19 protein-coding genes and 1 riboswitch are annotated in these 23435 nt (G+C 74.5%); of the genes, 16 read left to right on the top strand and 3 right to left on the bottom strand.

Annotated elements, in window-relative coordinates; all coding sequences use genetic code 11:
* Positions 1-35: 35 nt before the first annotated feature.
* A complete protein-coding gene (locus tag GTY56_RS14635) occupies positions 36-452 on the top strand; it encodes a VOC family protein (RefSeq protein ID WP_161365793.1) in 417 nt (138 codons plus the stop codon).
* A 38-nt stretch (positions 453-490) separates the two neighbouring features.
* Here GTY56_RS14635 and GTY56_RS14630 read toward each other — a convergent pair whose 3' ends face one another.
* The 3 genes from GTY56_RS14630 to GTY56_RS14620 all read right to left on the bottom strand — a co-directional run bounded on the left by GTY56_RS14630 (position 491) and on the right by GTY56_RS14620 (position 4102).
* Positions 491-1891: a hypothetical protein gene (locus tag GTY56_RS14630; RefSeq protein WP_346345493.1), complete on the bottom strand. Its 1401-nt coding sequence runs from the start codon at positions 1889-1891 to the stop codon at positions 491-493.
* Between the two features lie 257 nt (positions 1892-2148).
* On the bottom strand, positions 2149-3276 hold the full coding sequence (locus GTY56_RS14625) for an alpha/beta fold hydrolase (protein WP_161365791.1): 1128 nt from the start codon (positions 3274-3276) through the stop codon (positions 2149-2151).
* A gap of 82 nt (positions 3277-3358) precedes the next feature.
* Positions 3359-4102, bottom strand: a complete 744-nt coding sequence (locus tag GTY56_RS14620; RefSeq protein ID WP_161365790.1) for a class II aldolase/adducin family protein — start codon at positions 4100-4102, stop codon at positions 3359-3361.
* Between the two features lie 284 nt (positions 4103-4386).
* Here GTY56_RS14620 and GTY56_RS14615 point away from each other — a divergent pair, with 284 nt between their 5' ends.
* From GTY56_RS14615 to cobC, 15 genes are all read left to right on the top strand, one after another.
* Positions 4387-5628: an inorganic phosphate transporter gene (locus GTY56_RS14615; protein WP_161365789.1), complete on the top strand. Its 1242-nt coding sequence runs from the start codon at positions 4387-4389 to the stop codon at positions 5626-5628.
* A gap of 34 nt (positions 5629-5662) precedes the next feature.
* Positions 5663-5884, top strand: a complete 222-nt coding sequence (locus GTY56_RS14610) for a hypothetical protein (protein WP_033310903.1) — start codon at positions 5663-5665, stop codon at positions 5882-5884.
* A 130-nt stretch (positions 5885-6014) separates the two neighbouring features.
* Positions 6015-6153, top strand: a riboswitch (cobalamin riboswitch).
* Between the two features lie 103 nt (positions 6154-6256).
* Positions 6257-7210, top strand: a complete 954-nt coding sequence (locus GTY56_RS14605; protein ID WP_161365788.1) for a cobalamin biosynthesis protein — start codon at positions 6257-6259, stop codon at positions 7208-7210.
* A gap of 1 nt (position 7211) precedes the next feature.
* Positions 7212-8720, top strand: a complete 1509-nt coding sequence (locus GTY56_RS14600) for a cobyric acid synthase (protein WP_161365787.1) — start codon at positions 7212-7214, stop codon at positions 8718-8720.
* Positions 8717-12373 carry a cobaltochelatase subunit CobN gene (gene cobN / locus GTY56_RS14595; protein ID WP_161365786.1) on the top strand — a complete coding sequence of 1219 codons (3657 nt, stop codon included), beginning with the start codon at positions 8717-8719 and terminating at the stop codon, positions 12371-12373. The genes GTY56_RS14600 and cobN overlap by 4 nt, the downstream gene beginning before the upstream one ends.
* A complete protein-coding gene (locus tag GTY56_RS14590) occupies positions 12370-14367 on the top strand; it encodes a putative cobaltochelatase (RefSeq protein ID WP_161365785.1) in 1998 nt (665 codons plus the stop codon). The genes cobN and GTY56_RS14590 overlap by 4 nt, the downstream gene beginning before the upstream one ends.
* Positions 14367-14966, top strand: a complete 600-nt coding sequence (cobO, locus tag GTY56_RS14585; protein WP_161365784.1) for a cob(I)yrinic acid a,c-diamide adenosyltransferase — start codon at positions 14367-14369, stop codon at positions 14964-14966. Before GTY56_RS14590 ends, cobO begins: the two co-directional genes overlap by 1 nt.
* Positions 14963-16348, top strand: a complete 1386-nt coding sequence (locus tag GTY56_RS14580) for a cobyrinic acid a,c-diamide synthase CobB (protein WP_161365783.1) — start codon at positions 14963-14965, stop codon at positions 16346-16348. Before cobO ends, GTY56_RS14580 begins: the two co-directional genes overlap by 4 nt.
* Positions 16345-17076, top strand: a complete 732-nt coding sequence (cobI, locus tag GTY56_RS14575) for a precorrin-2 C(20)-methyltransferase (protein WP_202510171.1) — start codon at positions 16345-16347, stop codon at positions 17074-17076. Before GTY56_RS14580 ends, cobI begins: the two co-directional genes overlap by 4 nt.
* 60 nt (positions 17077-17136) lie before the next feature.
* Complete coding sequence (cobM, locus tag GTY56_RS14570) at positions 17137-17955, top strand: precorrin-4 C(11)-methyltransferase (protein WP_161365781.1); 819 nt, start codon at positions 17137-17139, stop codon at positions 17953-17955.
* On the top strand, positions 17952-19190 hold the full coding sequence (gene cbiE / locus GTY56_RS14565; protein ID WP_161365780.1) for a precorrin-6y C5,15-methyltransferase (decarboxylating) subunit CbiE: 1239 nt from the start codon (positions 17952-17954) through the stop codon (positions 19188-19190). The genes cobM and cbiE overlap by 4 nt, the downstream gene beginning before the upstream one ends.
* Positions 19187-20878, top strand: coding sequence for a precorrin-3B C(17)-methyltransferase (cobJ, locus tag GTY56_RS14560; protein WP_161365779.1), 1692 nt, complete (start codon positions 19187-19189; stop codon positions 20876-20878). Before cbiE ends, cobJ begins: the two co-directional genes overlap by 4 nt.
* Positions 20875-21462, top strand: a complete 588-nt coding sequence (locus GTY56_RS14555; RefSeq protein ID WP_161365778.1) for a precorrin-8X methylmutase — start codon at positions 20875-20877, stop codon at positions 21460-21462. The genes cobJ and GTY56_RS14555 overlap by 4 nt, the downstream gene beginning before the upstream one ends.
* Complete coding sequence (locus tag GTY56_RS14550; RefSeq protein WP_161365777.1) at positions 21459-22388, top strand: CbiX/SirB N-terminal domain-containing protein; 930 nt, start codon at positions 21459-21461, stop codon at positions 22386-22388. The genes GTY56_RS14555 and GTY56_RS14550 overlap by 4 nt, the downstream gene beginning before the upstream one ends.
* Positions 22378-23433 carry an Rv2231c family histidinol phosphate aminotransferase CobC gene (gene cobC, locus GTY56_RS14545; protein ID WP_161365776.1) on the top strand — a complete coding sequence of 352 codons (1056 nt, stop codon included), beginning with the start codon at positions 22378-22380 and terminating at the stop codon, positions 23431-23433. Before GTY56_RS14550 ends, cobC begins: the two co-directional genes overlap by 11 nt.
* Positions 23434-23435 lie beyond the last annotated feature (2 nt).

The raw sequence follows: 23435 nt of genomic DNA, 5'->3' as shown, positions 1-23435 counted from the left end.
GCGACAGCCCCGCGAGTCCCGAGGAAGTGATCGCCATGGCAGGCACGTCCGGCGGGCGTCCGAGCGTCTACCCGACGCTGTTGTACGCGGACGCGAAGGCGGCGATCAGGCAGCTCACGGAGGCCTTCGGCTTCACGGAGCTGTCGGTGTACGAGGGCGAGGACGGCTCGGTGCTGCACGCCGAGCTGGCGCAGGGCAACGGCGCGGTGATGGTCGGCAGCAAGGGCCGGGGCGGTCTGTTCGGCACGGCGATGAGGAACGCGGGCACCACAGGGGTGTACGTGGTGGTGGACGACGTCGACGGGCACCACCGCCACGCCGTGGAGCACGGCGTGGAGGTGCTGATGCCCCCGACGGACCAGGACTACGGCTCGCGGGACTACATGGCGCGCGACCTCGAAGGCAATGTGTGGAGCTTCGGGACGTACGCGCCGGAGATCACGACGGGCTGAGGTCTCCCGCACTCGGCCGGACCGGCTGCCCCGCTCCCCTAGCTGCCGCCGGTGTGCACCTGGAAGGCGGCCCGGCGGACGGCCTTGGCCAGGGCCGGGTCGGGATGTGCGGCGGCGAGGGCGACCAGCACCTGCACGGTGCGCGGATGTCCCACGGCGCGCACCTCCTCCAGGAGCATCGGGACGGTCGGCTGCACCGCGGACTCCAGGTGACGCACCAGCAGCGGCGCCTCCCCGTGGTCGGCGACGGCGGCCGCGGTGTCCACCCACAGCCAGGTCGCCTCCTCGCGGGTGAGGACCTCGTGGGCGTCCTCGGGGTCGGCGCCGTCGTGCTCGGCCAGCCACAGCAGCGCGTACGGCCGGAGCGTGGGCTCGTCCAGCACGCCGCGGACGTCCGGCTCGGCGGGGGCGCCGACCACGCGCAGCGCCTCGAAGGCGAGGCCGCGCAGCAGGGCGTCCTCACCGCGGGCGGCGCCGAGGAGTTCGGTGACGGCGCTGCCGACGGGGCGGGCGGCGAGCCAGGCGCGGTATTCGGCGCGGGCCGCGTTCGGGCGTAGCTGGGCGCAGCCGCGGAGCATGTCGTCGGCGGCCTGCTCGATGTTCCCGGCGGGGCTCTGCGCGGCGACGCAGATCTGCTCCAGTTTGACCCAGACGGCCCAGCTGCCGAGCGGTGTGAGGGTGGCCTGGCCGTCGCCGTAGGTGAGGGCGCCGACGGAGGCGAGGGCGCGCAGGGCCCAGTCGAGCAGGGGGGCGAGCGGGGCGTCGGTGGGCTCCGGCTCGGCCGGCGGCTCGGGCTGGGGGCCGTAGGGGATCTCGCAGCGGGCGGTGCGCAGCTCGGTGACGCGCTGCTCCAGGAGGTCCAGGAGCTGCTCCACGGGGACGGGCCCGGCGGACAGCTGGAGGAAGGACAGCGCCTGCGGCATGGCGGAGACGACCTCGGCGACGGCGGCGGGCTCGTGCTCCGCGGGCTCCGGGTGGGCGAGCGACCAGGCGTCGAAGAGGGCGACCCAGCCGCGCAGCACGGCGCTGTCGTCGCGGTCCCAGGCGCGCAGCCGCCAGCCGGAGCGGGCACTGTCGCCGTGCACCTCGACGAGGCCGGCGAGGCGGGCGGTGTCCCAGTCGGCTCTGACCTGAGCCGGTGTCAGGCCCAGTTCGCGGGCGGCCCGTTCGGCCGTCGCGTCGGAGAGGGTGGCCTTGCCGTCGTCGGTGGCGCTGTCCCGGCCGGGGCCGAGCGCGGCGTCGGCCCAGCGGGCGACGCGGGCCGCGTCGGCGAGACCTGAGCGAGCCATTCTGGCCAGCTCCGCCGGTGCCGGGGTGCCCTCCGGGGGGCGTGGTGCGGGGCGGCGCGAGCGCCGCTGGTTCATCGCTGGTGGGGCGGCGGCCAGGGGTCGCGGGCGGACGAGTCGAAGCCTGGAGTCGCGCGGGATACGGGACGTCACGGGTGCAGTCTTCCGGTTGACGGTCCGAAAACCCAAACGGAATGTCACGGCGGGCGACGGGGATGGCCAACGCACCGGTTCCCGGGAGTGGTCGAGGGCCGGGAACCGGCCAGTGGTACGACGCTAAACGGAATCCTCGCGACCGGTCGGCGCAAGGGGCGGCGGAATGCGGTTGCGACGGGGCGAAGGGGGCGTGAACGGGGGGTGCGTGAGACGCCGGAACGGGATGCCGCGCCGGCGCGTGGGCGGGAACGGCGTCACATGAGGGGTGTCAGGAAGCGCCGCAGGGCCTCCTCGTAGGCCTCCGGGTCGGCGTTCCACATGGCTCCGTGGGGTGCGTTGCGGACGGTGCGCAGGGCGACCGTGCCGGGGCGGGCGTCGGCGAGCCGGCGGGAGAGCTGCCAGGGGGCGACGGTGTCGTCCGGGCCGTGGATGACGAGCGCCGGGACGCCCGGCCCGCCGGACGGGACCGGGCCCGGGGCACGGCCGCCGGACAGGCCGGTGCGGCCCTGGGCGGCCCGGACCGCGAGGGGCAGCAGCACCCCCGGGGTGCGACGGGCCGAGGCCAGGGCGCGCAGGGTGGTCTCCCAGGCGAGCACCGGGGAGTCCAGGACGAGCCCGGAGACACGGGCGCGCAGCCCCGAGTGCGCGGCGGCGCGCAGGGCCATGGTGGCGCCGGTGGACCAGCCGTGCAGGACGACCTGGCGTGCTCCGTGGCGTACGGCGTAGCGGATGGCGGCGTCGAGGTCGCGCCACTCGGTCTCGCCGAGGTGGCTGAGGCCGTCGGGCGGGCGGGGTGCGCCCAGGTCGCCGCGGTAGGCGAGGGCGAGCACCGGGAAGTGGTTGCGGTGCAGGAACGGCATGACGTTCATGGCGAGTTCGCGGGTGGCGCCCAGGCCGTGCACGGCGATCACCCAGGTGTCCCGCTTGCCCGGCACGAACCACGCGGGCAGGGCGCCGAGCTCGCCGGGGACGTCGACGTCGGCGTGTTCGAGTCCCAGGGCGGCATCCGGGTTGCCGACGTATACGTTCGGCGTGAGCCAGACCTTGTCACCGGGCTTCAGCGTGCCGTGGGTGACGCTCTCCAGGCGGCGCACGACGGTGTCGACGGGGTGCGGGGCGCCGGTCAGGACGGGGCCGACGACCGCGTGCGAGCCGTTGCCGGACAGGCCGTAGCGGCCGGGGCGCAGGGCGGCGAGGTCCCGGGTGAGGCTGATCCGCCCGGCGGCGGTGCCGTGCACGGTGAGCCGGGGTTCGGTCGGCAGGGGCCTGCCGGGGGGCGCCTTGAGCGCGGCGTCGCTGGCGAGCCGGCCGGCGGCCACCGCGGCGGCACCGGCGCCGATGACGGCGGTGACGGCAGCGGCCGTCGCTTTGGCAGTGCGCACGGCTCCAGTGTCCCGGCCGGTTCCGCGGGCGACCAGTGGGGCGGAGCGGCGGGGTGACGTCCGCGGCGGCCGCAGGGACGGCTCAGCCCCGCTGGCCGTATCCGCGCAGGCGCTCCTCCACCTCCGCCAGCTGCTCCCGCGACAGCAGGCTCGGTGCCTGGCCGGGCACCGAGGAGGCGGTCAGCCACAGGCGGCACATCCACTCCAGCTGGGCGGTGCGGTCGTATGCCTGATCGAGGGTGGTGCCGTGGGTGACGGTGCCGTGGTTCCGGAGGAGGCAGCCGGAGCGGCCGTCGAGGGCGCGGAGCATGTTCTCGGCCAACTCGTCCGTGCCGTACGTGGCGTACGGGGCGACTCGGACGGGGCCGCCGAGCGCCGCGGCCATGTAGTGGATCAGCGGGAGTTCGCTCACGAGCGTCGAGACGGCGGTCGCGTGGACGGCGTGGGTGTGGACGACGGCCCGGGCGCCGGTGGTGCGGTAGACCGCGAGGTGCATGGGCAGCTCGCTGGTGGGGACGAGGGTGCCGAGGACCTGCCGGCCGTCGAGGCCGACGCCGGTCACGTCGTCCGGGGTCAGCCGGTCGTAGGGGACGCCGGACGGTGTGACCAGGACGGTGTCCCCGACGCGCACGGAGACGTTGCCGGACGTGCCGACGACGAGTCCGTCCGCGACCGTCCGGCGGGCCGCCGCGACGAGGTCCTCCCAGGCGTGCGCCTCCTCGGGGCGCGCGCTTCTGCGCCGCGGCTCCCCCGCCTCCCGTCCGTACTCCCGGGCGCCCCCCGTGCCCCGCTCGCCGCCTCGCTCGTCACCTCGCTGCTCAGCCATGCCGCGATCCTGCCAGGCGGGGGCTCAACGCGCTGCCGGCCGGGGGCCCTTAGGGGCGACGGCGGCGGAATCCTGCCGGGTGAGCAGAACCCCTTCAACGGGTCACTCGATCAGCTGACGGGGTACCGCGCGGGGCGCCTGCCCACCGGGCGCCGGAGCGGCCGTCGAGGGGCGTCGCCCCGACCCCCTGTGCGGTCACCCCTGCGCCCTCCCCAGTTCATCTTCCGTTCACTCAGGTTGCCTACGGTCGTCCCGCCAACGACCTCGAACGATTGCCTGGGTAAATGGAAAGCTTCTCGCTGATCCTCGCGATTGTGGTGGTAACCGCACTCGCGTTCGATTTCACGAACGGTTTCCACGACACCGCGAACGCGATGGCCACCACCATTTCCACGGGCGCCATGAAGCCCAAGGTTGCGGTGGCCATGTCCGCGGTCCTCAACCTGGTCGGCGCCTTCCTGTCCGTCGAAGTCGCCAACACGATCTCCAAGGGCCTCGTCGACGAGGCCGGCATCCGGCCCGAGGTCATCTTCGCCGCCCTGGTCGGCGCGATCCTCTGGAACCTGCTGACGTGGCTGGTCGGTCTGCCGTCCAGCTCCTCGCACGCCCTCATGGGCGGTCTGATCGGCGCCACGATCGCCTCGGCGGGCGTCGGGGCGGTGCACGGTGACGTGCTGGTCACCAAGGTCCTGATCCCGGCGATCGCCGCCCCGCTGGTCGCGGGCATCGCGGCGATGCTGGCCACCCGGCTGACGTACTCCCTCGGCAAGAAGGCCGACGGCGAGGCGTCCCGGAAGGGCTACCGGGCCGGCCAGATCGCGTCGGCGGGCCTGGTCTCCCTGGCGCACGGCACCAACGACGCGCAGAAGACGATGGGCATCATCACCCTCGCCCTGGTCGCCGGCGGCACCCTCGCCCCCGACTCCGACCCGCCCATGTGGGTCATCCTCTCCGCGGGCATCGCGATCGCGCTCGGCACCTACCTGGGCGGCTGGCGCATCATCCGCACCATGGGCAAGGGCCTGACCGACCTCCAGCCGCAGCAGGGCTTCGCCGCCCAGACCTCCGCGGCCACGGTCATCCTGGCCTCCTCGCACCTCGGTTTCTCCCTCTCCACGACGCACTCCGTCTCCGGCGCCGTGATGGGCGCGGGGCTCGGCCGCAAGGGCGGTGTCGTCCGCTGGTCGACCGCGACGCGGATGTTCGTCGCCTGGGGTCTGACCCTGCCGGCGGCGGCCCTGGTGGGCGCTCTCGCCGAGTACGTCACCGGCTTCGGCGCCTGGGGCACCGCGGTGGTGGCCGTCTTCCTCGTCGCGTCCAGCGCGGCCATCTGGAAGGTGTCGCGGCGGGAGATCGTCGACCACACCAACGTCAACGACACCGACGACGCCGAGCCCGCGGGCGTGGTCACCACGGCGATGGCCGCGGTCACGCCGCCGCCGGCCGGCACGCCGGCGGAGTCCGTGCCGTCGTTCCCCGCCCAGGCCACCGCCGAGCGGACGGCCTCCACGACCACCACGGTCTGACCCCGCCCACCGGCAACAAGGAAGAGTCTCCGATATGAAGATCGACTGGGCGGCCCTCGGCTCCGTGTTCGGCGTCAGCCTCGTGGTCACCGTGGCTCTCGTAGCCCTGTTCACCCTCGGCATCACCGGTCTGTCCCGCCGCGAGCGGGCGGTGGCCCAGGGCGGGTCCGCGGGCCTCGCGGTCACCGGCGCCTACGCGTGCTTCGCGGCGTGCGCGGCAGCCGTCGGGTACGGCATCTATCTGATCGTGGCCTGACGGCCCGACCGCACATCGTCCGCCGGGCGGCACGGGACCTGACTCCCGTGCCGCCCGGTCGTCGTGTGTGCACAGGGGCCGGTGTGGGGTTCTCCACACTCTCCCCTCGCAGGTCAACGGCAAGTTGACGGCGGTTCGCGGCCGTGGTGGACTGCCGGGGCCAATACGGCGGCAGGAGAGGAAGCCGGTGCGAGTCCGGCGCGGTCCCGCCACTGTCACCGGGGTAGTGATCCCCGGGAGCCAGGAACTCTCACCGCCGGTCTCGTCGAACCAGGGCGTGGACACCCTGAGTGAGGACACATATCGCCATGCGCGGCTGCCGATCGAGGTTCACCACCCCACCCCCGCCCGCCCTTCTGGCCGGCTGAGCCCATGGGTGCCGGTCGCGTCTTCGCGTACGGTGCCGCCGCCGGTCTGATCGGTGACCGGCTGCTCGGTGATCCTCGCCGGGGGCATCCGGTCGCCGCGTTCGGGCGGGCCGCGGGTGCCGTGGAACGGGTGCTGTGGCGGGACCACCGAGGGTGGGGCGCGCTGCACACCGCCGTGTGTGCCGGAGGGGCCGTCGCCCTCGGGTCCGTCGCCGCGCGGGCCGTACGGACGTCCCCCGTCGCCTCCGTCACGCTGACCGGCGCCGCCACCTGGGCCGTCGTCGGGGGGACTTCACTCGCCCGGGAGGCGCGGACCATCGGGCAGGCCCTGGAGGCCGGGGACGTCGAGGCGGCCCGGGCGCGGCTGCCGCATCTGTGCGGGCGGGACCCGCAGGCCCTCGACGCCGCCGGCATGGCCCGGGCCGTGGTCGAGTCCGTCGCCGAGAACACCTCCGACGCGGTGGTGGGGGCACTGGTGTGGGGGGCCGTCGGCGGGGTGCCGGGGCTGCTCGGGTTCCGGGCCGTCAACACCCTGGACGCCATGGTCGGGCACAAGTCGGCCCGGTACCGCCGGTACGGGTGGGCCTCCGCGCGGCTGGACGACCTCGCGGGGTGGCCGGGCGCGCGGCTGACCGCCGTACTCGCGGTGCTGGCCGGACCGGATCCGCGCGGGGCCGTGCGCGCCTGGCGGGCCGATGCGGTGCGGCATCCGAGTCCCAACGCCGGGCCCGTGGAGGCCTCGTTCGCCGGGGCGCTCGGGGTGCGGCTCGGCGGGACGCTGTCGTACGGCGGGCGGGTGGAGCACCGGCCCATGCTGAACACACGGGGACGGGCCGTCGGTACGCACGACGTCGAGCGGGCCGTGCGGCTGTCGAAGCGCGTCACGTGGCTCGCGCTCGGGGTGTGCGCCGGTGCGCGGTTGCTGATGAGCGCGCGGGCATCGAGAAGGGGGAAATGACATGAGCGGTGGGCTTCTGGTCGCCGGCACCACCTCCGACGCCGGCAAGAGCGTCGTGACCGCCGGGATCTGCCGGTGGCTGGTGCGGCAGGGCGTGAAGGTCGCGCCCTTCAAGGCGCAGAACATGTCCCTGAACTCCTTCGTGACGACGGAGGGGGCCGAGATCGGGCGGGCGCAGGCCATGCAGGCGCAGGCCTGCCGCATCGAGCCGACCGCGCTGATGAATCCGGTGCTGCTCAAGCCCGGCGGCGAGCAGAGCAGCCAGGTCGTGCTGCTGGGCAAGCCGGTCGGGGAGCTGAGCGCGCGCGGCTACCACGGCGGGCGGCAGCAGCAGTTGCTCGGAACGGTGCTGGACTGCCTGGAGCAGTTGCGGGGCACGTATGACGCGGTGATCTGTGAGGGGGCCGGTTCTCCCGCCGAGATCAATCTGCGGCGGACGGACATCGTGAACATGGGGATCGCCCGGAACGCCGGGCTGCCCGTGCTCGTCGTCGGCGACATCGACCGGGGCGGTGTGTTCGCCTCGTTCTTCGGGACGGTGGCGCTGCTGTCGCCGGAGGACCAGGCCTGTGTCGCGGGGTTCCTCGTCAACAAGTTCCGCGGGGACGTCTCCCTGCTGGAGCCGGGCCTGGACATGCTGCACGGGCTCACCGGGCGGCACACCTACGGCGTGCTGCCGTTCCGGCACGGGCTCGGGATCGACGAGGAGGACGGCCTCAGGGTCTCCCTGCGGGGGGCCGTGCGGGAGTCCGTCGTCGCCCCGCCCGTCGGCGAGGACGTGCTGCGCGTCGCGGTCTGCGCCGTGCCGCTGATGTCCAACTTCACGGACGTGGACGCCCTGGCCGCCGAGCCGGGCGTCGTGGTGCGGTTCGTGGACCGGCCGGAGGAGCTGTCCGACGCCGACCTCGTCATCGTGCCCGGCACCCGCGGGACGGTCCGGGCGCTGGAGTGGCTGCGCGAGCGCGGGCTCGCCGACGCCCTGGTCCGCAGGGCCGCCGAGCAGCGGCCCGTGCTCGGCATCTGCGGCGGCTTCCAGATCCTCGGCGAGCACATCGAGGACGACGTCGAGAGCCGCCGGGGCCATGTCGACGGGCTCGGGATCCTGCCCGTGCGGGTGCGGTTCGCCCGCGAGAAGACCCTCACCCGGCCGCAGGGCGAGGCCCTCGATGAGCACGTCGAGGGCTACGAGATCCACCACGGGGTCGCCGACGTCACGGGAGGGACTCCCTTCCTGGACGGCTGCCGGGTCGGCCAGACCTGGGGCACGCACTGGCACGGCTCGCTGGAGTCGGACGGCTTCCGGCGGGCCTTTCTGCGCGAGGTGGCGGCCGCCGCGGGCCGCCGCTTCGTGCCCGCGCCGGACACCTCGTTCGCCGCGCTGCGCGAGGAGCAGCTCGACCGGCTCGGCGACCTGATCGAACAGCACGCGGACACCGACGCGCTGTGGCGGCTCATCGAGTCCGGCGCGCCGCAAGGACTGCCCTTCATTCCACCGGGAGCACCCGCATGAGCACTGTGTTGTTGTTGTCGACCGCCGACACGGACCTGCTGGCGGCCCGGGCCGCCTCCGGTGCCGACTACCGGATCGGCAACCCGACCCGCGTGGACGTCCGGGAGGAGCTTCCGGCCCTGCTGGACGGCGCGTCCATCGCCGTCGTCCGGCTGCTCGGCGGCAAGCGGGCCTGGGAGGACGGGCTCGCCGCGCTGAAGGCCTCCGGCATCCCGACCGTGCTGCTCGGCGGCGAGGCCGTGCCGGACGCGGAGCTGATGGCCGAGTCGTCCGTCCCGGCCGGAGTCGTCGCGGAGGCGCTGAAGTACCTCGTGGAGGGCGGGCCGGAGAACCTGACCGAACTCGCCCGGTTCCTCTCCGACACCGTGCTGCTGACGGGCGAGGGGTTCGTCGAGCCGCGGAAGATGCCCGAGTACGGCGTCCACGGCGAGCGCACCCGCGTGGAGGGCCGCCCGACCGTCGGCGTGCTCTTCTACCGGGCCCACGAGCTGAGCGGCAACACCGCCTTCGTGGACACCCTGTGCGACGCGATCGAGGCCCGGGGCGCCAACGCGCTGCCCGTGTACTGCGGTTCGCTGCGCGGGGCGGACGAGGGGCTGTACGAGATCCTCGGGCAGGCCGACGCCCTGGTCGCCACGGTCCTCGCGGCCGGCGGCACCCACGCCTCGCAGGCCTCGGCGGGCGGTGACGAGGAGGCCTGGGACATCGGCGCCCTCGCCGAACTGGACATCCCCGTGCTCCAGGGCCTGTGCCTGACGTCGTCGCGGCAGGCCTGGGCCGGCTCGGACGCCGCCCTCTCCCCCATGGACGCCGCGATGCAGGTGGCGATCCCGGAGTTCGACGGGCGCCTGATCACCGTGCCGTTCTCCTTCAAGGAGCAGGGCCCGGACGACGTGCCCGTCTACGTCGCCGACCCGGAGCGTGCGGGGCGCGTCGCCGGTATCGCCGTCCGGCACGCGCGGCTGAAGCACAAGGACAACGCCGAGAAGAAGCTCGCGCTGGTCTTCACCGCGTACCCGACCAAGCACTCGCGGGTCGGCAACGCGGTCGGTCTTGACACCCCGGCCTCGGCGGTGCGGGTGCTGGACGCGCTGCGGGACGCCGGGTACGTCGTCGAGGGGCACCCGGACGAGGGGGACGAGCTGATCCACCGGCTCATCAACGCCGGCGGGCACGACGTGGAGTGGCTGACGGAGGAGCAGCTGGCCGCCGCGCCCGCGCGGGTGCCGCTGGCGGACTACCGGGCGTGGTTCGAGAAGCTCGACCCGGAGCTGCGGGACGCCATGACGGAGGCGTGGGGCGAGCCGCCGGGCAGCCTCTACGTCGACGGCGACGACATCGTGCTGGCGTCGCTCCAGTTCGGGAACGTCGTGGTGATGATCCAGCCGCCGCGCGGCTTCGGGGAGAACCCGATCGCGATCTACCACGACCCGGACATGCCGCCGTCGCACCACTACATGGCGGCCTACCGGTGGCTGGAGAACAGTTTCGGCGCCGACGCCATCGTCCACATGGGCAAGCACGGCACCATGGAGTGGCTGCCCGGCAAGGGCCTCGGGCTCAGCGGCGGCTGCGCGCCGGACGCGGTCCTCGGGGACCTGCCGCTGGTCTACCCGTTCATCGTCAACGACCCGGGCGAGGGCACCCAGGCCAAGCGGCGCGGGCACGCCACGGTCGTCGACCACCTGGTGCCGCCGATGGCCCGTGCCGACACCTACGGCGACCTGGCCAAGCTGGAGCAGCTCCTCGACGAGTACGCGCTCGTCTCCGACCTGGACCCGGCGAAGGCCCCGACGGTGCGCGCCCAGATCTGGACGCTGGTGAAGGCCGCCGAGCTCCACCACGACCTGCACGTCGACGAGCAGCCGGACGACGCGGAGTTCGACGAGTTCGTCATGCACATCGACGGCTATCTGTGCGAGATCAAGGACGTGCAGATCCGCGACGGCCTGCACATCCTGGGCGGCGGGCCGGTCGGTGAACCGCGCGTCAACCTCGTGCTGGCCGTGCTGCGCGCCTCGCAGGTGTGGGGCGGCCAGGCCAACGCGCTGCCGGGCCTGCGGGCGTCGCTGGCGCAGCACTTCGGGCTGGTGGAGAAGGAGCTGCTGGCCGAGCCGGGCGCTCCGGTGAAGGTGCCCGTCGAGCTGACGGACCTGGTGGACGGCCCGGCCCGCAGCGCCGCCGACGCCATCGACCTGCTGGAGCAGCTGTGCCGGCGGATCGCCGAGGGCATGGAGGAGCGCGGCTGGGCGGTCGACGGGAGCGCGCCGCTGGTCCGGGAGGTGCTCGGCACCGAACTCCCCGAAGCGGTCGCCGTGCTGGAGTTCGCCTGCACCGAGGTCGTGCCCCGGCTGGAGAGGACCACCGACGAGATCGGGCACATCCTGCGGGCGCTGAACGGCGGCTACGTCCCGGCGGGCCCCTCCGGCTCGCCGACCCGCGGGCTGGTCAACGTCCTGCCGACGGGCCGCAACTTCTACTCCGTCGACCCCAAGGCCATCCCGTCCCGGCTGAGCTGGGAGGTCGGGCAGTCGCTCGCGGACTCGCTGGTGCAGCGGTACCTCCAGGACACCGGCGCGTACCCGACGTCCGTCGGACTGACGGTGTGGGGCACCTCGGCGATGCGCACCCAGGGCGACGACATCGCCGAGATCCTGGCGCTGCTGGGCTGCCGGCCGGTGTGGGACGACGCCTCGCGGCGGGTGACCGGGTTCGAGGTGATCCCCCCGGCGGAGCTCGGCCGGCCGCGCATCGACGTGACGGTCCGCATCTCGGGCTTCTTCCGGGACGCGTTCCCGCACGTGGTGGGCCTGATCGACGACGCCGTGCGGACGGTGGCCGAGCTGGACGAGCCCGCGGAGTCCAACTACGTCCGGGCCCACGCCGACCAGGACACCGCCGAGCACGGCGACCGCCGCCGGGCCACGGCCCGCATCTTCGGCTCCAAGCCGGGCGCCTACGGGGCGGGTCTGCTGCCGCTGATCGACGCCCGCAACTGGCGCTCCGACGCGGACCTCGCCGAGGTGTACGCGGTGTGGGGCGGCTACGCCTACGGGCGGGGGCTCGACGGGCGGGCCGCGCGCGGGGACATGGAGACGGCGTTCAAGCGGATCGCCGTCGCCGCGAAGAACGTCGACACCCGTGAGCACGACCTGGTCGACGCCGACGACTACTTCCAGTACCACGGCGGCATGGTGGCCATGGTGCGGCACCTCACGGGTGAGAGCCCCGAGGCGTACGTCGGCGACTCGGCCACCCCGGACCAGGTGAAGACCCGCACGCTCGGCGAGGAGACGCACCGTGTCTTCCGCGCCCGGGTGGTCAACCCGCGCTGGATGGCGGCCATGCGGCGGCACGGCTACAAGGGCGCCTTCGAGATGGCGGCGACCGTGGACTACCTGTTCGGGTACGACGCCACGGCCGGGGTCGTGGACGACTGGATGTACGAGAAGCTCAGCGCCGAGTACGTCTTCGACCCGGAGAACCGGGACTTCATGAAGAAGTCCAATCCCTGGGCGCTGCGCGGCATCACCGAACGGCTGCTGGAGGCCGCGGAGCGCGGACTGTGGGCCGAGCCGGACGCGGACACCCTGGAGCGGCTGCGCGCCACCTACCTGGAACTCGAAGGCGACCTGGAGGGCGACGAGAAGTGACCACCCCCTTTCCGTTCACGGCCGTCGTCGGCCAGGACGACCTGCGGCTCGCGCTGCTGCTGAACGCCGTGTCCCCGGCGGTCGGCGGTGTGCTGGTGCGCGGCGAGAAGGGCACGGCCAAGTCGACGGCGGTGCGGGCCCTGTCGGCGCTGCTGCCCGAGGTTCCGGTCGTCCCCGGCTGCCGTTTCTCGTGCGACCCCGCCTCCCCCGACCCGGGGTGCCCGGACGGCCCCCACGAGACCGGTGGCGGTGCCGAGCGGCCCGCGCGCATGGTCGAACTGCCCGTGGGTGCCTCCGAAGACCGGCTGGTGGGCGCGCTGGACATCGAGCGGGCCCTGTCGGAGGGCGTGAAGGCCTTCGAGCCGGGCCTGCTGGCCGAGGCGCACCGCGGGATCCTCTACGTCGACGAGGTCAACCTCCTCCACGACCACCTGGTCGATCTGCTGCTGGACGCCGCCGCGATGGGCGCCTCGTACGTGGAGCGCGAGGGCGTCTCGGTGCGGCATGCCGCCCGTTTCCTGCTCGTCGGCACCATGAACCCCGAGGAGGGCGAGCTGCGGCCGCAGTTGCTCGACCGGTTCGGGCTGACCGTGGAGGTCGCGGCCTCGCGCGAGCCCGACCAGCGGGTGGAGGTCGTCAAGCGGCGGCTGGCCTACGACGACGACCCGGCCGCCTTCGCCGCGCGCTGGGCCGACGAGGAGGCCGCCGTACGGGCCCGGATCGTCGCCGCACGGGAGCTGCTGCCGTCCGTGCGGCTGGGCGACGGGGCACTGCGGCAGATCGCGGCGACCTGTGCGGCCTTCGAGGTCGACGGCATGCGCGCCGACATCGTGATGGCGCGGACCGCCACGGCGCTGGCCGCCTGGGCCGGGCGCACGGACGTGCTCGCGGAGGACGTCCGCCAGGCGGCGCTGCTCGCGCTGCCGCACCGGCGGCGGCGCAACCCCTTCGACGCGCCGGGGCTCGACGAGGACAAGCTCGACGAGACGCTGGAGGAGTTCGGCGGCTCGGACGACGAGGACCCGGACCCGGACCCCGGTCCTGACGGGCCCGGCGGGGGCGGCGGACAGCCGGAGCCCGACGACGCGCCCCAGGGCGACGGCGACAGCGCGGCCCGGCCCGAGGCCGGGGAGAACGGGCAGCCGCAGCCCTCGGGCGCCGGTGAGCAGTCGGCCGTACGGGCCTCGGAGCCGTTTCGCACCAAGGTGCTGAGTGTGCCCGGCATCGGCGAGGGTGCGGCCGGGCGGCGCTCGCGGGCGCGGACCGAGCACGGGCGGACGACCGGGGCCCGGCGGCCCCGGGGCGCGCTCACCAAGCTGCACCTGGCGGCGACCGTGCAGGCCGCGGCGCCGCACCAGCGGGCGCGCGGACGGTCCGGGCCCGGCCTGGTGGTACGCCGGGACGACCTGCGGCAGGCCACCCGCGAGGGGCGCGAGGGCAACCTCGTGCTGTTCGTCGTGGACGCCTCCGGGTCGATGGCGGCACGGCAGCGGATGAGCGCCGTGAAGGGCGCCGTGCTGTCGCTGCTGCTGGACGCCTACCAGCGGCGCGACAAGGTGGGCCTGGTGACCTTCCGCGGCACGGGCGCGGACGTCGCGCTGCCGCCGACCTCGTCGGTGGACGCGGCGGCGGCCCGGCTGGAGACGCTGCCGACCGGCGGGCGTACGCCGCTCGCGGCGGGACTGCTGCGCGCACACGACGTGCTGCGCGTGGAGCGGCTGCGCGATCCCGCGCGGCGGCCGCTGGTCGTGCTGGTGACGGACGGGCGGGCCACCGGTGGCCCCGAGCCGGTCGCCCTGGCCGGGCGCGCGGCGCGGCTGTTCGCGGCCGACGGGGTCGCCTCGGTCGTCGTGGACTGCGAGTCGGGGCCGGTGCGGCTCGGGCTGGCCGGACAGCTCGCCGGTGAACTGGGCGGTACGGCCGTGACATTGGACGAGCTGCGGGCGGACAGCATCGCCGGGCTCGTGAAGGACGTGCAGAGGAGGGCCGCGTAATGCCACAGGGACAGCCGAGTGTGGTGCCGGACGACGGGCTGACGACCCGCCAGCGGCGGAACCGGCCGCTGGTCGTCGTGCACACGGGCGTCGGCAAGGGCAAGTCCACCGCCGCCTTCGGGCTCGCACTGCGGGCCTGGAACCAGGGGTGGCCGATCGGGGTGTTCCAGTTCGTCAAGTCGGCGAAGTGGAAGGTCGGCGAGGAGAACGCGCTGCGGGTGCTCGGCGCCTCCGGGGAGGGCGGGTCCGTCGACTGGCACAAGATGGGCGAGGGCTGGTCCTGGGTGCAGCGCGATGCCCAGATGGACAACGAGGAGAAGGCCCGGGAGGGCTGGGAGCAGGTCAAGCGGGACCTGGCGGCCGAGACGTACAAGCTGTACGTGCTCGACGAGTTCGCGTACCCGATGCACTGGGGGTGGGTGGACACGGACGAGGTGATCTCCGTGCTGCGCGACCGGCCCGGGACGCAGCACGTCGTCATCACCGGGCGGAACGCGCCCGGGAAGCTGGTGGACTTCGCCGATCTCGTGACCGACATGTCCAAGGTCAAGCACCCGATGGACGCGGGCCAGAAGGGCCAGAGGGGCATCGAGTGGTGAGTGCTTCCGTCCCACGGCTGGTCGTCGCCGCGCCCTCCTCGGGCAGTGGCAAGACGACCGTCGCCACGGGACTGATGGCCGCGTTCGCCGGTCGGGGGCTCGCCGTGTCCCCGCACAAGGTCGGGCCGGACTACATCGACCCCGGGTACCACGCGCTCGCGACCGGGCGGGCGGGACGGAACCTCGACGCGTACCTGTGCGGGCCCGAGCTGGTCGGGCCGCTGTTCCTGCACGGGGCGCGAGGGTGTGACATCGCGGTCGTCGAGGGCGTGATGGGGCTGTACGACGGGGCGGCCGGCGAGGGTGAACTCGCCTCCACCGCTCATGTCGCGAAGCTGTTGCGGGCGCCGGTGGTGCTGGTCGTGGACGCGTCGTCGCAGTCCCGGTCGGTGGCGGCGCTGGTGCACGGGTTCGCCTCCTGGGACCCGGAGGTGCGGGCCGGGGGCGTGATCCTGAACAAGGTCGCCTCCGACCGGCACGAGGAGTTGCTGCGGGAGGCGTTGGAGCAGGCGGGGGTGCCGGTGCTGGGGGTGTTGCGGCGGGCTGCGCAGGTTTCCACGCCGTCACGACACCTCGGGCTGGTGCCTGTTGCCGAACGGCAGGGTGCGGCGGTCGAGGCTGTCGCGGCGATGGCTGCGCAGGTGGCCGACGGGTGTGACCTGAAGGCGCTGGAGGCATTGGCACGTACTGCCGGTGCCGTACCAGGGGGCTCCGCCCCCTGGACCCCAGCCTCGCCCACCCACCACGCAACACGGTCGGACGAAGCGGATCAGCAGCGTGCACCCGTCGTCGCCATCGCCGGTGGGCCCGCCTTCACCTTCTCCTACACCGAGCACACCGAGCTCCTCGCCGCCGCCGGGGCCGAGGTCGTCACCTTCGACCCCCTGCGGGACGAGGAACTGCCCGAAGGGACTGCCGGGTTGGTGATCGGGGGCGGGTTCCCCGAGATGTACGCCTCCGAGCTGTCCGCCAACGAGCCCCTGCGGAAGGCCGTGGCCGCGCTCGCGGAGAGCGGTGCCCCCGTCGCCGCCGAGTGCGCCGGGCTGCTGTACCTGTGCCGGGAGCTGGACGGGCTGCCGATGTGCGGCGTGCTGGACGCCCGGGCGCGGATGAGCGAGCGGCTCACCCTGGGGTACCGGGACGCCGTCGCCGTCGGCGACAGTGTGCTCGCGGCCGCCGGGACACGGATGCGCGGGCACGAGTTCCACCGGACCGTCGTGGAGCCCGGCTCGGGAGCGGAGCCCGCCTGGGGGGTCCGCGGCCCCCGGCCGCGGGTCGAAGGATTCGTACAGCGCGGTGTGCACGCGAGCTATCTGCACACGCACTGGGCGTCCGAGCCCGGTGTCGCCCGTCGGTTCGTGGAGAGGTGCCGGACGTCATGAGCAACAGGCTGGTCGGAGTCGGGGTGGGCCCCGGGGATCCGGAGCTGGTGACCGTCAAGGGCGTGAACGCCCTGCGGGAGGCGGACGTCGTCGTCGTGCCCGTGATGGACACCATGGAGCAGGGGCGGGCCGAGGCGACCGTGTTGCACTACGTGCCCGGGGAGAAGATCGTCCGGGTCGTGTTCGCGCTCAACGAGCGCAGCGACCGGGGGCGGCGCGAGGCCGCCTGGGACGCGGCCGGAGAGCGGGTCGCCGAACTGCTGCGGCGGCACCCGTCGGTGGCCTTCGCGACCATCGGGGACCCCAACGTGTACTCGACGTTCACCTACCTCGCGCAGACCATCGCCGAGCTGGTGCCGGGGACCGTCGTCGAGACCGTGCCCGGGATCACCGCCATGCAGGACCTCGCCGCCCGGTCGGGCGCGGTGCTGACCGAGGGGACCGAGCCGCTCACGCTCGTGCCCGTCACCGCCGGGTCGGCCGTCCTGAAGGACGCGCTGGCGGGGCCCGGGACCGTGGTCGCCTACAAGTTCGGGCGGCAGGCGCACGAGGTCGCCGAGGCGCTGCGGGAGACCGGGCGGCTCGCCGACGCCGTGTGGGGATCGGCGCTGGGGCTCCCGGAGGAGTCCGTGCGCCCGGCCGCCGAGCTCGACGAGACGCCCCTGCCCTACCTGTCGACGCTCATCGCACCCGCCCGGCGCGAGGGCGGCCGGGGCGGCAAGCTCTGACGCACCCCGCCCCCCCGACGCCCCGCCCCCCTTCACCCCTTGTACGAGAGGACCCATCCCATGGCCGACGCCCCTGCCGGCAAAGTGACCTTCGTCGGTGCCGGCCCCGGCGCCGCCGACCTGCTGACGTTCCGTGCCGCGCGCGCCATCGCCGAGGCCGACGTCGTGATCTGGGCGGCCAGCCTGGTCCAGGCGGAGGTCCTCGAACACGCCCGTGAGGACGCGGAGATCCTCGACTCGGCGACGATGTCCCTGGAGGATGTCGTCGGCGTGTACGAGCGGGCCCGCGGCGAGGGGCTCAAGGTCGCCCGTATCCACTCCGGTGACCCGGCCCTGTGGGGCGGTACGCAGGAGCAGGTCGACCGGTGTGCCGAGATCGGCATCGCCACCGAGATCGTGCCCGGGGTGTCCTCCTTCTCGGCCGTCGCGGCGCTCGCCCAGCGCGAGCTGACCATCCCGGAGGTCGCGCAGTCGGTCGTGCTGACCCGGCTCGGTGGCGGCAAGACGCCGATGCCGCCCGGGGAGGAGGTCCGGGAGTTCGCCAAGCACGGCACCACCATGGCGGTGTTCCTCTCCGCCGCCCGCAGCGGGCAGCTCGTGCGGGAGCTGCTGGAGGGCGGCTACCCGACGACGACCCCGGTGGTGGTGGCGTACCAGGCGACCTGGCCGGAGGAGCTGGTCGTGAAGTGCACGATCGGCACCCTGGAGGAGACGGTCAAGGAGCACAAGCTCTGGAAGCACACCCTGTTCCTGGTCGGGCCGGCGCTGGACGCGCACGGCACGCGCTCGCACCTGTACCACCCGGGTCACTTCCACGGCTACCGCAAGGCGGACCCGGAGGCCCGGCGGGCACTGCGCGAGCGGGGGGCGAGTACGTGATCACGGTGGTCGGCACGGGGACGGGGGCGGCGCCCTGCGACGACATCCTCGCCGGTGCCGGGCTGGTGGTGGGCGGGCGGCGGCATCTCGACGCAGCCCGGCTGCCGGAGACGGCGGAGCGGGTCGTGCTCGGGCCTCTCGCGCCGGCCCTGGACACCATCGGCGCGTACGTCGCGAAGGACCGTCCCGTTCTGGTGCTGGCCTCCGGCGACCCCGGGTTCTTCGGGATCGTGCGGGTGCTGGCGGAGCGGTTCGGGCCGGAGCGGCTGGACGTGCGGCCCGGGGTGTCGTCGGTCGCCGCGGCGTTCGCGCGGATCGGGCTGCCCTGGGACGACGCCGTGGTGGTGAGCGCCCACGGGCGGGAGCTGCGGACGGCCGTCAACGTGTGCCGGGCACAGGCGAAGACGGCCGTGCTGACCGGGCCGGGCGCGGGGCCGGCGGAGCTGGGTGCCGCGTTGCAAGACGCGGCAAGGGTGCTGGTCGTCGCCTCCGGGCTCGGCTCGGACGCGGAGCGCGTGGAGCGGGTGACGCCCGCCGAGGCGGCCGCCCGCGACTGGGGTACGGCGGTGAACGTGGTGCTGTGCCTGGACGAGGCGCGGGCGCTCGGTGCCGTGCGGACGGTCGCGGGGCCCGGGGAGCGGCCCGCCGGCTGGGCCCTGGAGGAGGCGGAGTTCGCCCACCGGGACTCGATGATCACCAAGTTCGAGGTGCGGGCGCTGGCCCTGGCCCGGCTGGGGCCGCGCCCGGGCGACCTGGTGTGGGACGTGGGCGCGGGCTCGGGGTCCGTGGCCGTGGAGTGCGCGCGGCTCGGTGCGGCCGTGACCGCCGTGGAGAAGACCACGGACGGGGCCGGGCGGGTCCGTGCCAACGCCGCCGCGCACGGTGTGGACGTGCGGGTGGTGCCCGGCACGGCGCCGGAGGCGCTGGCGGAGCTCGACGAGACCCCCGACGCCGTGTTCGTGGGGGGCGGCGGGCGCGAACTGCCCGCCGTCGTCGCCGCGTGCGCGCGGCGTGCCCGGCGCACGGTGGTCGTCGCCATGGCCGCGCTCGACCGGGTGCCGGCCGCGCGCGAGGCCCTGACGAGTGCCGGTTTCCGCTGCGACGGCGTGCTGTTGCAGTCGTCGCGGCTCGCGCCGCTGCCCGGGGACGTGACCCGGCTCGCGGCCACCAACCCCGTTTTCCTGCTGTGGGGCGTCCGGCCCCCGGCAGCTGTCGAAGAAGGAGTCGCCCAGTGATCGGCCTCATTTCCGCCACCGCGGCGGGAGCGGCTGCCCGGGACCGGCTGGCCGCCGCGTGGCCGGACCGCACCCGGGTGTACGAGGGTCCCGTCGGGGACGCCGTACGGACCGCGTTCGCGCAGTGCGAGCAGCTCGTGTGCTTCCTGGCGACGGGGGCGGTGGTGCGGCTGGTGGCACCGCTGCTGTCCGGCAAGACCGAGGACCCGGGCGTGGTGTGCGTCGACGAGGGCGGACGGTTCGCCGTGTCCCTGCTGGGCGGGCACGCGGGCGGCGCCAACGAACTGGCCCGCGCGGTGGGTGACCTGCTGGGTGCCGAGCCGGTCGTGACGACGGCCACGGACGCCGTGGGCCTGGCGGGCCTGGACACCCTCGGCCTGCCCGTGGAGGGCGATGTCGCCGGGGTGTCGCGGGCGCTGCTGGACGGCGAGGCAGTGGCGCTGCGGGCCGAGGTGGCCTGGCCGCTGCCGCCGCTGCCGGTCGCGGACCAGGGGGCCTGCACGATCCGGCTGACGGACCGGCTCGTTGAGGCGGCCGAGCGCGAGGCGGTGCTGCGTCCGCCGACGCTGGTCGTCGGGGTCGGAGCGTCGAAGGGCGCGCCCGTGGAGGAGGTCCTGGGGCTGGTCCGGGACGCCCTGCGGGAGGCCGGGCTGTCCGAGGCGTCCGTCGCCGAGCTGGCCACCGTCGACGCCAAGGCCGAGGAGGCCGGCATCGTCGGGGCCGCGCGGCGGCTCGGGGTGCCCCTGGTGACGTACTCCGCCGGGGAACTGGCCGGGGTGGACGTGCCCAACCCGTCCGACGCGCCGCTCGCGGCCGTCGGGACGCCGTCCGTGGCAGAGGCCGCCGCGCTCGTCGGCGGGGGCGAACTCCTCGTCCCCAAGCGGAAGTCGGCCGCGAGCCCGGCGATGGCGACCTGTGCCGTCGTACGGCGGCCCGGGCGCGGGCGGCTCGCGGTGGTCGGGCTCGGGCCCGGCGCGCGGGACCTGCTGACGCCGCGTGCGCAGGCCGAACTGCGGCGGGCTTCCGTGCTCGTCGGGCTCGACCAGTACGTCGACCAGATCCGCGATCTGCTGCGGCCCGGCACCCGGATCCTGGAGTCGGGGCTCGGGGCCGAGGAGGAGCGGGCGCGCACGGCCGTCGAGGAGGCCCGCAAGGGGCAGGCCGTCGCGCTGATCGGCAGCGGGGACGCGGGCGTCTACGCCATGGCCTCCCCGGCGCTGGCCGAGGCCTCGGACGACATCGACGTGGTCGGTGTGCCCGGCGTGACGGCGGCGCTCGCGGCCGGCGCGATCCTGGGCGCCCCGCTCGGCCACGACCACGTGTCGATCAGCCTGTCCGACCTGCACACGCCGTGGGAGGTCATCGAACGGCGGGTGCGGGCGGCTGCCGAGGCGGACATCGTGGTCACCTTCTACAACCCCCGTTCGCGTGGCCGTGACTGGCAGCTCCCGAAGGCGCTGGGCATCCTCGCCGAGCACCGCACGCAGGAGACGCCGGTCGGTGTGGTGCGCAACGCCTCGCGTCCGGACGAGTCGAGCCGGCTCACCACGCTGGGCTCCCTCGACCCGGCGACGGTCGACATGATGACGGTCGTGACCGTGGGCAACACGGCGACCCGGGACATCGCGGGGCGCATGGTGACCCCGCGCGGCTACCGCTGGCAGTCGGCGCAGGAGGGCTCCGAGTGAACCGTGTCGTCCATCCCATCGAGGTGGAGTCCTACCGGCGCATGCGCGCCCGGCTGGACACCTCGCACTTCCCGCCGCTGACCCGGGCGGTCGTGGAGCGGGTCGTCCACTCCGCCGCCGACCTCGACTACGCCTCCGACCTCGTCATGGACGAGGCCGACCTGGAGAAGGCGCACGCGGCGCTGCACGCAGGGGCGCCCGTGGTCGTGGACGTGGCGATGGTCGGCGCCGGCATCACGCGGCGCGAGACCGTCTGCCGCCTCGGGGACGCCGAGTCCGGGCCGGGGCTGACCCGTTCCGCGCACGCGATCCGGCTCGCCCACGAGCAGGTCGGTCCCGGCGCCCTCTGGGTGATCGGCAACGCGCCGACCGCGCTGGAGGAGCTGCTGACGCTCGACGCCGACCCCGCGCTCGTCATCGGGCTGCCCGTCGGGTTCGTCGGAGCCGTCGAGTCGAAGGCCGCGCTGCGCGCGAGCGGACTGCCCGCCGTGAGCAACGTGTCCGAGAAGGGCGGGTCGGCGGTCGCCGCCGCCGCGCTCAACGCCCTGCTGTACCACCCCACTTCCGCCGAGGAGAAACTGTGACCACCCCGCCCGCCCTGCTCATCGCCGGCCACGGCACCCGGGACGACGCCGGAGCCGAGGCGTTCCGCGACTTCGTACGGGAGCTGGGGGCCCGGCACCCCGGACTGCCCGTTGCGGGCGGCTTCATCGAGCTGTCCCCGCCGCCGCTGGGCGAGGCCGTCACCGAACTGGTCGACCAGGGCGTACGGCGGTTCGCCGCCGTCCCGCTGATGCTGGTGTCCGCCGGGCACGCCAAGGGTGACATCCCGGCGGCCCTGGCCCGCGAGAAGGAGCGGCACCCGGGCATCTCCTACACCTACGGGCGTCCGCTCGGCCCGCACCCGGCGCTGCTGAACGTGCTGGAACGGCGTCTCGACGAGGCCCTGGGGTCGGCGGGCCGCACGCCGGGGGACCGTTCCGACGTGACGGTGCTGCTGGTGGGGCGCGGCTCCACGGACCCGGACGCCAACGCCGAGGTGCACAAGGCGGCCCGGCTGCTGTGGGAGGGACGCGGGTACGCGGGTGTCGAGACGGCGTTCGTGTCGCTGGCGGCGCCGGACGTGCCGAGCGGTCTCGACCGCTGTGTGCGGCTGGGCGCGCGGCGGATCGTGGTCCTGCCCTACTTCCTGTTCACGGGCATCCTGCCGGACCGGGTGCGGCAGCAGACGGAGGGCTGGGCCGCCGCCCACCCGGAGGCCGAGGTGCTGTCGGCCGACGTCATCGGGCCGGAGCCGGAGCTGCTGGACCTGGTGTGGGAGCGGTACGAGGAGGCCGTCAAGGGCGATCTGCGGATGAACTGCGACTCGTGCGTGTACCGCATCGCGCTGCCGGGCTTCGAGGACAAGGTGGGCATGCCGCAGCAGCCGCACTTCCACCCGGACGACGACGGCCACCACCACGGGCACGGTCACGGGCACCACCACGGCGCTCACTCGCATGCGCACTGAGAGCGGACACGATCTGCGTCACCACGGGGACGCGGAGGTCCGTGACGACGGCCGGGCGCTCGTCGACCTGGCCGTGAACGTCCGCGCGGACACGCCGCCGGGCTGGCTGCGGGAGCACATCGCCGCGTCCCTCGGCGGGCTCGCGGCCTATCCCGACGGGCGGGCCGCCCGCGCGGCGGTGGCCGCGCGGCACGGACTGCCGGTGGAGCGGGTGCTGCTGACGGCGGGTACGGCGGAGGCGTTCGTGCTGCTGGCGCGGGCGCTGAAGGTGCGCCGGCCGGTCGTCGTCCACCCTCAGTTCACGGAGCCGGAGGCGGCGCTGCGGGACGCGGGGCACACGGTCGGCCGGGTGCTGCTGCGGGAGGAGGACGGTTTCCGGCTGGACCCGGCGGCCGTCCCCGAGGACGCGGACCTGGTGGTCATCGGCAACCCGACGAACCCGACGTCGGTGCTGCACCCGGCGGACGCGATCGCCTCACTCGCCCGGCCCGGGCGCGTGCTGGTGGTGGACGAGGCGTTCATGGACGCGGTGCCGGGCGAGTACGAGGCCCTGGCCGGGCGCGTCGACGTGCCCGGCCTGGTGGTGCTGCGCAGCCTGACCAAGACGTGGGGGCTGGCCGGGCTGCGGATCGGGTACGTGCTGGCGGCGCCCGAGACCGTCGAGGACCTTCAGCGGGCCCAGCCGCTGTGGCCGGTGTCGACTCCGGCGCTGGCCGCTGCCGAGGCGTGCGTGGGGCCCCGGGCGCTGGCGGAGGCGGCCCACGCGGCGCACCGCATCGCGGCGGACCGGGAGCACCTGCTGGCGGGCCTCGCCCGGTTCGCCCCGGCCGGACTGCGGGTGACCGGGCCCGCGCGGGGCCCGTTCGTCCTGGTCCGGATGGAGGGGGCCTCCACGGTCCGCCGCCGCCTGCGCGACCTCGGCCACGCCGTGCGGCGCGGCGACACGTTCCCCGGCCTGGACGACGCTTGGCTCCGCCTGGCGGTGCGGGACCGCCGGACGACCGACGGGTTCCTGCGGGCCCTGGAACAGGCTCTGGGGCACTGAGG

Source organism: Streptomyces sp. SID5643 (assembly GCF_009872555.1).
Lineage (GTDB): Bacteria > Actinomycetota > Actinomycetes > Streptomycetales > Streptomycetaceae > Streptomyces > Streptomyces iakyrus.
Note: the sequence above shows the minus strand (reverse complement) of the source record. Positions and strands in the feature narration are given on the sequence as shown.